The sequence below is a fragment of the Bacillota bacterium genome, assembly GCA_013178045.1.
Lineage (GTDB): Bacteria > Bacillota > Ch66 > Ch66 > Ch66 > Ch66.
The window spans coordinates 158,846-170,311 of sequence record JABLXP010000004.1 but is presented as its reverse complement, the minus strand read 5'-3'; the positions used below and the strand labels follow the sequence as shown (position 1 = coordinate 170,311).

Below are 11,466 nucleotides of genomic sequence, written 5' to 3'. Positions count from 1 at the left end.
GACCTGCTGAGCTGGTTACAGAAGATCTGCCAATAGCCTCTTATTTATGTCAAGTAAATAGGGCATAAATAGGCTCATTGCTTGTTTGTGCCCATCAACTTGACATAAGCAATTACTTTGCATAATTGCCATTATGTAAAGCTTTACATAACGGGAAAACAAATCTGGTTATCAATATTGGGATTGCTTTAGCCAAACAAGGGCAAAGAGTGTTCATTATCGACGCCGACCTCGGGACAGCCAATGTTGATGTCCTCCTCAACCTAAACGTCCGTTACAACCTGAACCATCTGGCAACCCGGGAGAAAGAAATCCTCGACCTGGTGGTCGAAGGACCTGGCGGAATACACATTATTCCTGGTGGTTCAGGACTCCAGTCCCTGGCCAACCTGGACGATTATCAGTTCAGCCGGGTGCTCAACAGTTTCAAAGCCCTTGAACAATATGCTGACGTGATTCTGATCGATACCGGCGCTGGCCTCTCCCGCAATGTTCTCAACTTCGTGCTGGCCGCCGATGAGGTCATCGTGGTCACTACTCCCGAGCCGCATTCGATTACTGACGCCTATGCGATCCTGAAAGTTATCGATGAGCAAAACCACTCTCTCAAGACCTGGTTAGTAGTCAACAAAGCTGAAGACAAGTCGGAAGCCCAACAGATCGCTGACCGGATGGTCGGGGTCGCCAATCGTTTTCTGCGCCTGAAAGTGACAAACCTGGGCTATATTTTAGAAGATCTGGCTGTTCCACGGGCCGTCAAAAAACTAGTGCCATTTACCCTGGCCGATCCCAACAGCCCCGCAGCCAAATGTCTGAGGCAGATTGCCGAGCGTCTTTGCCAGCCCGAAACCATTGTCAGCCATCCGCAATCTCGGTCTTTCTTTGATCGCTTCCGTGACCTTTTTATGAAAAAGTAATCCAAAATGTAACCCCAATACTAGACAAAAAGAACCCATCGCCTGGTCCGAAATCAGAAACAATGAGTTCTTTTTCTAGTTCTTTTTCTTTAGTTTATTAGTTTACTCCCTGACGAAATCTAAAAATGCTTGCACTACGCGGGGATAAGACTTTTGTTTTGGGTAGACCAGATATAGATCTCGTTTGAGGTCAAGGTTTTTAACACTCAGGCTGACCACACGACCCAGGTCTTCAACTTTTTGGGTCGCCCACCGGGAAACCAAAGCTGCTCCCAAACCAGCCTCAACGGCTGAGATCACCGCCTCGGTACTCCCTAACTCCAACACGATCTTTAACTTCTCCGGGCTTAAACCAGCTTGGTTCAGTTTTTCCTCGATCACCATGCGCGTACCCGATCCTTTTTCCCGCCAGATCAAATTCTCCTTCAGCAGATCTTTAATTTCAATAGCGCCATCTTTTGCCCGGGGATGATCGGGGGGTACAATCAAGCAAATTTCATCCTCGGCAAATTTAGTACCCGTCAGCTTCCTGTTTTTCACCCACGCCCCCACCACGCCAACGTTGATTTTCCCTTCCAACAATTGACTAATGATCTGACTGGTATCACCGATCTCCAAGGTGATCTGGGCCTCAGGGTAAGCTTTTTTAAAGCGCCCGACGATCGCCGGTAAAATGTAGTGACCGGGTATATTGCTCGCTCCCAGCGCCAGCCGTCCTCTGATCTGAGCAGAAGATTCGGCGATTGCCTGATCGGTTTGCTCCATTATTGCCATGATTTCCAACGAGTTTCGGAACAAAATCTCCCCCGCCTCGGTCAGCTTGATCCGCCGCCCAACCCGTTCCAACAACTGGGTGCCGTAGTGCTCTTCCAGGGCCTGAATGTGCTTGCTCACCGCTGGTTGGGTTAGATGTAGTTTCCGGGCCGCCCCAGAAAGGCTGGCCATCTCTACCACTGTAACAAAGGTTTGCAACAAACTCAGATTCACATTTTCACCTTCCTGCAGCACCCCGTGCCTGACAGCTGTCTAACAGTTCTTATCGAAGGAATCCACTTAGGATCGTCTCAATCGCTTCTTGCTCGGTCAACCCCAGGGACATCATCTTCAGCAGTTGGTCACCGGCAATCTTGCCGATCGCCGCTTCATGGGTCAGTTCGGCTTCAGCGTGCTCTGCATGAAGTTCAGGGACAGAAGTAATTTTCGCCTGGTCCATGATAATAGCATCACACTCAACATGGCCGCGCGACCGGTTCTGACCAATAAGGGAAGCTTTAAAAACTTGTTTTGACGAATCCTGCGCCACAGCTCGGGAAATCACCTGGGCGGCTGAATCTTCACCCACCAAGGTAATTACGATGGAAGACTCGGCGTTCTGTTCATTATGGGTGAGGAGTTTTTCCACCATCTTGAGCAACCCGTGCTTTTTCACTTCCGCTCTGGTCAGTCGGATGGTATTGTCTACTCCTTTAATCTGGATCAATTCTAATTCAGCGACCGCGCCCTCTTCCACAGTGATGATCGTCTGCGGGTTCAGCACTCGTTTTCCTCCGTCTCCCTGGCCGAAATGTTTTTCCACGTAGCGCAACTTACCTCCCCGCCGCACGATGATCTCGTGAATCCCATCGTGCTGCGTTTTCTCTTGCCCGCTGTTATGAATACCACAACCGGCCACCACCAGGACGTCTGCTCCTTCACCAATGTCGAAAGTATTGTAAACCAGATCGTGTAAGCCAGTTTTGGTCATTATTACTGGAATGTGCACCGCTTCCTGCTTGGTCCCCGGTTTGACGATGATGTCAATGCCGGGCTTGTCCGTTTTCGGAAGGATTTCAATATTGGCTGAAGACTGGCGGGCCACCGCGCCGCCGTCTTTTCTGATGTTGTATGCTCCGGCGGGAATATCGTGGAGATCCGCGATCATCGCCAGTAGCTGTTTATCTAATGCAGTTAGGGTCATTCGTTTCTCCTCCACACTGATTTCTCCACTGGCAGTTATAGTCATCCTTGATCAGAGGCCAGATCTTGTCCACCTTACCCCGCTCCCGAATTTCCCCATCAGCGACCAGCATGACCTCGTCCGCAGCCATGAGAAATCTTTCATTATGGGTAATGACTAAAGTTGTGCCCTGCCGTTTGTGGTGCTGGTTGATAATCACGTTGACCAACTGGTGAAATGTCCAGAGGTCAACCCCGGCTTCCGGTTCGTCGTAGATGGTCATTTCTCCCTGTCGGGCGAGAAGTGTCGCGATCTCAATCCGTTTCATCTCACCACCCGATAAGCTGGCGTCAACCTCCCGGTCAATATAGTCCTCAAAACACAAGCCTACGTTCCGTAAGAGACCATGCAGGGCCGCTTCGTCCAGGTCGTGATTGGCGATCCGCAAGAGGTCACGGACGCGCAATCCCTTAAACCGGGGCGGCTGCTGAAAAGCATAAGCAATCCCCCGCCGGGCCCGCTCAGTGACACTTAACTCGGTGATGTCTTCTCCTTTATAATACAACCTTCCCCCGGAAGGCTGATAGATTCCCATGATCACTTTGGCTAAGGATGTTTTGCCTCCCCCGTTTGGTCCAGTAATAGCGTAAAATTTACCCGGTTCCAGCGTTACATTAATGTGGTTAAGCACTTCTTTGGCCACGCTGTTGCCGTTAACTGGAAAGCTCAAACTGATATCAACTGCTTCCAGCACCCTAATCCCTCCTTCATCCATCCATAAGATTTTTTCGGACAGACACCTCTAAGTGGAATCGTAGCATAAATGCACCAAAAAGTCCAGGCAATCCGCCCGGACCACTAGTTAAACCCGCATATGGCTCTGTTTCTTATGAGGAAGCAGAAAAACTCCTTCGATTTTTACACCATAGGCGACAAGAGTTTCCTCAACCGCCACCCGGTGTTCCGGGTCAACCTTAATCGCCAGGCCACAAAGGGAAGTGAGCTCCCGTGGCACCGGGATGATGGTAGTCTTGAACGGGGTTGACTTCAGCACTTGCTCGGCTTTTAAGGCGTGATGGGTAGAAGGAAAGGTGAAAATCGCTGACTTATCGGGCATGGCTACTCCCTTCCCTTTCAATTGTGGCCAAGGCGTCCAGAACTGTCTTTATTTCCTCAAGAGTATTAAAATAGCCAGGACTCAAGCGGACCGTCCCCGTCTCCAGGGTACCGATAGTCTGATGGGCCAGCGGAGCACAGTGGAGACCAGCTCTAGTCGCGATATCAAACACCTGGTCCAGGATAAAACTCACTTCATTGGCTTCCTGTCCATTGATATTGAGCGAAACAACCGCCGTCTGCTGTTCTACATCCTGGGGTCCGTACAGGGTCATCCCTTCTCGTTCGCGTAAACCCTGCAAAAGTTCCTTGGTCAGCATTTGTTCATGCCGGCGAATGGTCTCCATCCCTTCCTCAAGGATAAACTTGATCCCCGCCCCCAGGCCGACCAAACCGACCGTGTTAGGCGTGCCGCTTTCAAATTTATCGGGCATCACCTCTGGCTGATACATTAACTCGGAATGGCTTCCCGTCCCCCCTTGCTTTAAGGGAGTCACGTCAACCCCTTCGCGAATGTATAACCCCCCGGTCCCCTGGGGACCAAGCAACCCTTTGTGCCCGGTAAAAGCCAGCAAGTCGATCTGACTTTTATTCACATCGATTGGGTAAACCCCCGCAGTCTGGGCACAATCAACCAGGAAAAGCACGCCGCGTTCCCGCGCTATTTTCCCGATCTGGTTAATCGGCTGGATGGTCCCCGTCACGTTCGAGGCATGGTTAACACAGATAAGCTTCGTGTTCTCTCTGATGTTGTTCGCCACATCCGCCGGATTGATTAACCCTTCCGGCGAGCAGGGAATCACAGTCGTCTCTATTCCCTTCTCAGCCAGACTAAATGCTGGCCGGGCAACAGCATTATGTTCCATCCCACTGATTAAAATATGATCACCCGGCTTGGTCACGCCCTTAATCGCCAGATTAAGGGCTTCGGTAACATTCAGTGTAAAAACAATTTGCGCTGAATCCTTTACCCCAAACAATTCGGCCACTAGTTCGCGCGTTTCTAAAAGCGCCCGCCCGGCCTGCAGGGACAGACGATGCCCCCCGCGCCCGGGATTGGCGCCATATTCCCGCAGACACCGAGTCATGACTTCACAAACACTCTCCGGCTTCGGCCAGGAAGTCGCCGCATTATCTAAATAAATCATTGGGTCCTCCCCTTGGTCTAGTCAAAAAATAATATACGTTTTAACAATATTTTATTATTCTCAGCATTAACCTTCTACAAAACCGAAAACATTTCCTGTTATAATGATTATTACGTTATATTATTACACAGCCGGTTGAGTTAATCAATAACATTCCGTTATACATTTGTAGCCATTTAGTTTATGCTCCCTGGATTAACCCACAAGTTGTTGACAATATTTTGGGGGTTGTCACAGACAACCCCCCTCAGAAAAGCATATTTTTAACTTTTTATAGTGCCAGGGATTAACCGAGAATCTTCTCAACCTCTTCGGCATCACAGTCCATAACGTACTTGATACCGCTGATCTCGGCCGCTTCCTTGGTGATGGCGACGATGTCATTCCGTGTGATGTACTCCAGGCTGAACTTCCGGGCTCCGCACATGAACTGCCGCAGCCCCTGGGCCAGCCGTTCGAAATAGCTGTATACTCCAATCGCACCGGTCGGGAAGTCGGCAAATCTGGCTCCGAGTTCTTTCTTCACCTGTTCGGCCAGAATAAAGATCTGTTCAACGGTTTCGCCATACTTCTTGTATTCGTTCGGAACCTTGCCACTCTTAATCATTTCTGCTACGGTCTTGCCTACCATGGCTGCCGTCAGCGGAGCCCGGGCCATTTCGATCATATTAACGTGCGGCGCACCCAAGGCTAAGCCTTTGAACACCTGGTCTTCCAGAGCAAATCCACCGGCAATAGCCACTTTGGGAATATAAGCACCTTTAGCCGCCAACCGGTCAAGGTACTTCGTCAACAATGCATGGATGTACACAGTAGGAATACCCCACTCGTTCATCATCCGCCACGGGCTCATCCCGGTACCGCCGCCAGCACCATCCACAGTGAGCAAATCAATTTTCGCATCCGAGCAGAACTTGACCGCTCTGGCTAGGTCGGCCGGCCGGTATGCTCCTGTCTTCAAGAACACATATTTGGCGCCGGCTTTCCGCAGTTCTTCCACCCGTTTATGGAAACCTTCCTCGGTCACCATGCCTATCCGCGAATGGCGTTCAAACTCATTAAACGCACCGGCATTGTAAGCAGCTTCCACGGTCGGATCATCCGGATCGGGCAGTACAATATAGCCACGGCTCTTCAGGAGGCGCGCCCGCTCAATTGTGTTCAGCTTAACTTCGCCCCCGATGTCTTTCGCTCCCTGGCCCCATTTAATTTCCACTGCCTCCACGCCAAGCTCAGATAGGGCGTATTCCTGCACCCCCAGCATGGTATCTTCAACGTTGGCCTGAACTGCAATGGTCCCGTAGCCGTTATACCAATCTCTATACGACTTGATTCTGAACTCTAGGTCAGGAGCTTTCACTACGCGACCATTCTTAAATTCCGCTTTCGGGTCCATCCCACAAACATTTTCTCCAACAACCATGGGAACACCCGAAAGAGCTGCACCAGCCGCCAGTTCGGCCCAGTTATTCAACGCGACATTGGTTGAACCTAACGCCCCAATAATAATTGGCAGTTTTAGTTTAATCTTGTCCGGGCCTGCCCCAATAGTTGTCTCCAGGTTAACCGCGGGGAAGAGGGCTTTATTGCTGTCGGCCTCAATCCCATACGCACCGACAACCGAGCCCATAATGTTGAAATGAGAGTAATCAACTGGATAGTCCTTTTGGGAAGCCGACGTGATTTTCCCAAACGGTTGTGGGTAAAGAACCTCCTTCGCCCGGACAGCCGACTTGCCAACCTCGCACAAACCGACGCATCCATCCAAGCAAGTAACACACATCCCACTGTAGGGACATACGTCATCGCCAAGTCTGGCCTTCGTCAAAGTTGCACCCGTAGCGTTAATCCCCTTACTGTAGGTCATTCCCATAACCCTCCTCGATGTTAATGTTAATTTTGAGTATGAGAAACTGAAACATTATGTCTATAGTGAATTATATAAGCTGAATTTCGTACAGTAAATAGATTTTGGGCAATTATACTGTATACTTCCTGTTTTTCGCTGATTTCTTTTCATTTACACAGTATACATTATTCATGTTCGTGATTGCTTTTCCAATTATAACTATAAAATTAATCTTCTTCGTCGAGGCCAAGTTCCACGGCTTCTCCGATAATTTTTTGGATATCCGCCAGCATTCTGGCCAGACGGAATTCAGCGGTCAGGTATTCCTTAATGATCGGATTATAGCTAAGCACTTCAAACATCCGCTCGAGTTGCTTTATTTGTTCCTCGGGCACCTCTTCGTTTAACATCTGCGCTTTCTGCACGGCGATCTGCCGCTGCTGAAAGTCTCGCAACATTTTTTTGGCATTCTTGTCAGCATCAACCTTGGCCTTGGCCGCCAAAAAGGATGTGTACTCATCACAACTTTTCAACGCCCGGGCCAGGGCATGCGCCTGATCATAAACCGACATACTGATCTCCTCCTTCACTCCCACTAACTAATCTCGAAGTTTAACGATTATTTCTACCTCAACTGGTGCCTGAAGGGGTAAGGTATTCACCCCAACGGCTGAACGGGCATGCTGACCTGCTCCCCCGAAAATCTGGGCCAATAACTCCGAAGCTCCATTAAGTACTTGCGGCTGCTGGGTAAAATCCGGGGCGCTGTTAACAAAGCCCGTAACTTTAACAATTCTTTCCACTGTCTCTAAACTGCCCGCCAGGCTTTTCACCACAGCCAGACAGTTCAGCGCGCAAATCCTGGCCGCCTGGTAGCCCTCTTCCACGCTAAGATTTTCCCCCAAGCGGCCGGAAAATTGGAGTTGCCCCTGAACCATCGGCAGTTGCCCGGAAGTATACACCAGGTTTCCAACTTTGACCCCGGGCACATAGGCAGCAACCGGCTGCGGGACTTTCGGGATTTCCAGGCCAAGCTCCTTGAGCTTTTCCTCATAAGACATGTAGACCCCCTCCTTTTGTTCTTAATCCAATATCATTAGAGCGAAACAAAATCAATTTGCCGTCGATGAAAAGTCGCGATCTGACGGTAACCAATCCGCCTGGCCAGTTCCCGTGCCCAGCCTATGTCGCGGCCTACCTGCTCAGGTTCGTGGGCATCAGAACTCAAGGTGATTGGAATATCATGTTCCCAGCACCTGGTCAGAATCTTTTCACTGGGATAAACCTCGGCTACTGGTCGATATCGGCCAGCCGTGTTGATTTCCACGACCAAACCGGCCTGTCTGATCATTTTCAGCACTGGTTCAATCATCTGCTCTGGTTGGCTTCGCTGCGGACGATAGCCAAAGATTTTAATCAGATCCAGGTGCCCGATCACATCAAAAAGCCGGCTCTGAACAAGCCTCGCGACCAGGTTAAAATAGACCTGATAAAGGTCGTCAATATCCCACCGCTGGTACTCTGCTACACAATCGGGATGGTCAAACATCCAATCACCAATATGATGGACCGAGCCGATCACATAGTCAAAAGGATGCTTCATTAGCCAACCCGCGATTTCCTTCTCTCTCTCAGGAAAATAGTCCACTTCCAGACCAATGCGAACAGCAACTTGCGGAAAATCTGCCTGGATTGAGGATAAATTTGTCCAATTGATCTTGTTTAAATACCAGTCATGTTCCGCAAAACCGATTTCTTTCAGGTTGACAGAGAGACCGGTCTGAATAAAAGCGGCTAAATCATCCCGCGAATGGTTATAAGTCCCGTGTCCCATTCCGTGTACATGGTAATCAACCAGCAAAATAGAGCCTCCTATCTTCCCATAATATTCCAGGCCACCTAGAACGAGCGATATCAATTTAAATTAAACCACCTACAGCATGAAATTGCAACTTGACCCGCATACCCTTAGAGAGATACGAGTTGAAATTCCTCTGCAGTTATAATACAATAGGATATAATTACCATCAAAAATAGCTGGGAGGGTATATTATGGCCACTATCGTTCCTATTGCCGCAGTGAGATACGCCCCCAACAAAATAGGAGACATGGCCTTAGTGGTTACACCACCATACGATGTCATCGACACACCAGCTCAAGCCCGCTACTACGCCCGTCACCCTTACAACATTATCCGTCTGGAGTTGGGACAAGTTCTTCCTCAGGACGATGAACGCAATAACCGCTATAGCCGAGCTGCCAACTATTTTGCCCGTTGGTTAGAGGAAGGTATCTTGAAACGAGAAGACAACCCAGCCTTCTACCTGTACCAACAGGAGTTTACTATTCGCAACGAAAGAAAGATTCGCACCGGTTTCCTCTGCGGTCTGAAGGTTGAAGAGTACAGCCAGGGTAATATCTTACCTCACGAAGAAACACTTTCCAAGCCGAAGGCAGACCGCTTGCAGCTACTGCGCGCATGTCGGGCTAATTTCAGCCCGATCTTTGGCCTGTATTCCGATCCTGATCGCCAAATTGAGCAATTGCTGTGGAAAGCTGCTGGGAATCGGCCGCCTGATGTGGAGTTTACTGATGAAAATAATGAAATCCACCGTCTCTGGGTGATCACTAATAAACAGACTATCAAGCAAGTGCAAAAATTGATGCAACAACGTCAAATTTTTATTGCTGATGGCCACCACCGCTACGAAACTTCGCTCAACTTCCGAGACGAAATGCATTCCCAGGGACTCAGGGGATACGATACCGTCTTAGCCACCCTGGTTAATCTTCACGATGATGGGCTGGTTATCCTCCCTACCCATCGCCTGGTGCGAAACCTGCGCCAGTTTAACCTGGCTGATTTCAAGCAAGCCTTAACGGCTTGGTTCGAGCTTGAGGTGTATCCAACGTCGCCAAATCGAGAGGCTGACCTGGCCAATTTCCTTCAACTAATGGCTGACAGGAGGCAGAACCGGCACGTCTTCGGTCTGTACACGGAAGAAAAACAGCTTTACCTCTTAACTCTGCGCCCCGACGTTGCTCTGGCTGAGGTGATGGACAAATCCCGGTCGACGGCCTTCCATCAGCTCGATGTGGCCATTCTGGACACCCTGGTCTTGGAACGGATCCTAGGCATTGGCAGTGAACAGCGTAAAAATCAGGATAATCTGACCTATACCCGAGATGCACTTGACGCCATCACCGCTGTAGACGAAGGCAGTCAGCAATTGGCCTTTTTCCTCAACCCAACCCGGGTAGAAGAGGTAACTGCGGTTGCTAAAGCCGGTGATAAAATGCCACAGAAATCCACCTTCTTTTATCCAAAATTGATCACAGGACTGGTGATTAACTATTTAGAATGAATAATTTCCAGCGGCGAGCCAAATGCTCGCCGCATTGTCTTTAACACAGAGATTTGGTTGTTTCACTAGTCTATTCTCTAATCCCAAACTGATCTGCCGTGTCATACATCGCCAGAATATGGGCCGGCGACATCTCCTCAGACAGGATGCCGGTGCAGTTTCCCAAGATGAATCCTCCACCCGGGGCACCTTGAGCAAGCGTACGTCGAGTGGCTTTCTGGACTTTGTCAAGCGGTACTCCCGGCAGCAGTAAATCACCGGACAGGTTACCCCAGAGGCACAATTTTCGGCCGAAAAGTTGCTTAAGTTTTACCAGTTCCATCCCGGCCGCCGGTTCCAATGAGTGCAGCCCGTCAAACCCCGCCGCCACGATGTCATCCATTATATCCATCAAGTCGCCATCCGCATGCAAGAACACCGGCACACCCATCGCCTTAATCTCCTCTACCAGACGGGTTAAAGAGGGAAAAACCAACTGACGAAGCGCAGCTGGCGAGATGAATGTTCCCCGCTGCCAAGCCAAGTCGTCAGCCACCACCACCCCGTGCGCTCCAGCCGCAACACACCGTTTAGCCAGTTCACTTTGCCACTGACACATTTCTCGCACCAGGGCAACTACTTCGACAGGATGAGTAACAGTCAGTTTGAGAAACTGTGTAAATTCAAACAAACTGGCAACCGCGCTGAACCCTCCCTCAACAACAGCAAAAAGGAAAAAGTCAGTTTGCTGCCGCCAGGTTCGGATCTCATCAAGGTCAATCAACGCCAGGTCGGGAGGGTGCCATTTCTTGATCTGATCGGTTTCTGTAATGGCTGGAACAAGTACCTGGGTCTGATTCTTCACCTTAACCACCTGGCGTCCCCAGCCATCCTGGTAAATAACCCGCCCCCTTTCATCAACCCGACCGGTATCCTGTCGAGGTAAAGCAGGGGTAAGACCAGTTAGATCGAACTTCAGGCGCTGCATGACCCGAACCCGGTCAACCAGAGCATCGCCGGTGGGCGTTAATCCCGCTGCCTCCAGAAGTAACGGGACTAAACCTGGTTCAATCCCCAGTTCACCCCGCGGTACCCGGTCTGGCTGTTGACCACGACAGGCACAGACTACCCTTTCTACCCGCTCCATGGCCCCTC

General features: G+C 50.0%; 12 protein-coding genes. 2 read left to right on the top strand and 10 right to left on the bottom strand.

The window, feature by feature from the left end; translation table 11 throughout:
* Positions 1–125: 125 nt before the first annotated feature.
* Complete coding sequence (locus HPY81_04240) at positions 126–917, top strand: MinD/ParA family protein (protein ID NPV26669.1); 792 nt, start codon at positions 126–128, stop codon at positions 915–917.
* Positions 918–1,019: 102 nt separating this feature from the next.
* Here the strand turns inward: HPY81_04240 and HPY81_04235 are convergent, their stop codons facing one another.
* The 9 genes from HPY81_04235 to HPY81_04195 all read right to left on the bottom strand — a co-directional run bounded on the left by HPY81_04235 (position 1,020) and on the right by HPY81_04195 (position 8,827).
* Positions 1,020–1,904 (bottom strand): LysR family transcriptional regulator, encoded by an 885-nt coding sequence (locus HPY81_04235; GenBank protein ID NPV26668.1) that lies wholly within the window; start codon positions 1,902–1,904, stop codon positions 1,020–1,022.
* A 49-nt stretch (positions 1,905–1,953) separates the two neighbouring features.
* The gene (locus HPY81_04230) at positions 1,954–2,874 is read right to left on the bottom strand and encodes a SufD family Fe-S cluster assembly protein (GenBank protein NPV26667.1); all 921 of its coding nucleotides are present in this window, start codon (positions 2,872–2,874) and stop codon (positions 1,954–1,956) included.
* A complete protein-coding gene (locus HPY81_04225; GenBank protein NPV26666.1) occupies positions 2,852–3,628 on the bottom strand; it encodes an ATP-binding cassette domain-containing protein in 777 nt (258 codons plus the stop codon). The genes HPY81_04230 and HPY81_04225 overlap by 23 nt, the downstream gene beginning before the upstream one ends.
* An 87-nt stretch (positions 3,629–3,715) precedes the next feature.
* The gene (locus tag HPY81_04220) at positions 3,716–3,970 is read right to left on the bottom strand and encodes a DUF3343 domain-containing protein (protein NPV26665.1); all 255 of its coding nucleotides are present in this window, start codon (positions 3,968–3,970) and stop codon (positions 3,716–3,718) included.
* Positions 3,960–5,117 (bottom strand): aminotransferase class V-fold PLP-dependent enzyme, encoded by a 1,158-nt coding sequence (locus HPY81_04215; protein NPV26664.1) that lies wholly within the window; start codon positions 5,115–5,117, stop codon positions 3,960–3,962. The genes HPY81_04220 and HPY81_04215 overlap by 11 nt, the downstream gene beginning before the upstream one ends.
* A 286-nt stretch (positions 5,118–5,403) precedes the next feature.
* Entirely contained in the window at positions 5,404–6,984 is a 1,581-nt protein-coding gene (locus HPY81_04210; protein NPV26663.1) for an FMN-binding glutamate synthase family protein, read from the bottom strand.
* A 209-nt stretch (positions 6,985–7,193) separates the two neighbouring features.
* Positions 7,194–7,538, bottom strand: a complete 345-nt coding sequence (locus HPY81_04205; GenBank protein ID NPV26662.1) for a YlbF family regulator — start codon at positions 7,536–7,538, stop codon at positions 7,194–7,196.
* Between the two features lie 27 nt (positions 7,539–7,565).
* Positions 7,566–8,027, bottom strand: a complete 462-nt coding sequence (locus HPY81_04200) for a RidA family protein (GenBank protein NPV26661.1) — start codon at positions 8,025–8,027, stop codon at positions 7,566–7,568.
* 35 nt (positions 8,028–8,062) lie between these two features.
* Positions 8,063–8,827, bottom strand: coding sequence for a histidinol-phosphatase HisJ family protein (locus HPY81_04195; protein ID NPV26660.1), 765 nt, complete (start codon positions 8,825–8,827; stop codon positions 8,063–8,065).
* Between the two features lie 191 nt (positions 8,828–9,018).
* On the opposite strand from HPY81_04195, the gene HPY81_04190 reads away from it, so the two are divergent.
* Positions 9,019–10,332 carry a DUF1015 domain-containing protein gene (locus HPY81_04190; GenBank protein NPV26659.1) on the top strand — a complete coding sequence of 438 codons (1,314 nt, stop codon included), beginning with the start codon at positions 9,019–9,021 and terminating at the stop codon, positions 10,330–10,332.
* A gap of 70 nt (positions 10,333–10,402) precedes the next feature.
* On the opposite strand, the gene HPY81_04185 is transcribed toward HPY81_04190, so the two are convergent.
* Positions 10,403–11,458 (bottom strand): hypothetical protein, encoded by a 1,056-nt coding sequence (locus HPY81_04185; GenBank protein NPV26658.1) that lies wholly within the window; start codon positions 11,456–11,458, stop codon positions 10,403–10,405.
* Positions 11,459–11,466: the final 8 nt, after the last annotated feature.

Bases quoted from the DNA above. Each gene is read 5' to 3' on its own strand.
- HPY81_04190 (NPV26659.1), top strand. From the start codon at position 9,019: ATGGCCACTATCGTTCCTATTGCCGCAGTGAGATACGCCCCCAACAAA.
- HPY81_04205 (NPV26662.1), bottom strand. From the start codon at position 7,538: ATGTCGGTTTATGATCAGGCGCATGCCCTGGCCCGGGCGTTGAAAAGT.
- HPY81_04185 (NPV26658.1), bottom strand. From the start codon at position 11,458: ATGGAGCGGGTAGAAAGGGTAGTCTGTGCCTGTCGTGGTCAACAGCCA.
- HPY81_04220 (NPV26665.1), bottom strand. From the start codon at position 3,970: ATGCCCGATAAGTCAGCGATTTTCACCTTTCCTTCTACCCATCACGCC.
- HPY81_04230 (NPV26667.1), bottom strand. From the start codon at position 2,874: ATGACCCTAACTGCATTAGATAAACAGCTACTGGCGATGATCGCGGAT.
- HPY81_04210 (NPV26663.1), bottom strand. From the start codon at position 6,984: ATGACCTACAGTAAGGGGATTAACGCTACGGGTGCAACTTTGACGAAG.
- HPY81_04215 (NPV26664.1), bottom strand. From the start codon at position 5,117: ATGATTTATTTAGATAATGCGGCGACTTCCTGGCCGAAGCCGGAGAGT.
- HPY81_04200 (NPV26661.1), bottom strand. From the start codon at position 8,027: ATGTCTTATGAGGAAAAGCTCAAGGAGCTTGGCCTGGAAATCCCGAAA.
- HPY81_04225 (NPV26666.1), bottom strand. From the start codon at position 3,628: ATGGATGAAGGAGGGATTAGGGTGCTGGAAGCAGTTGATATCAGTTTG.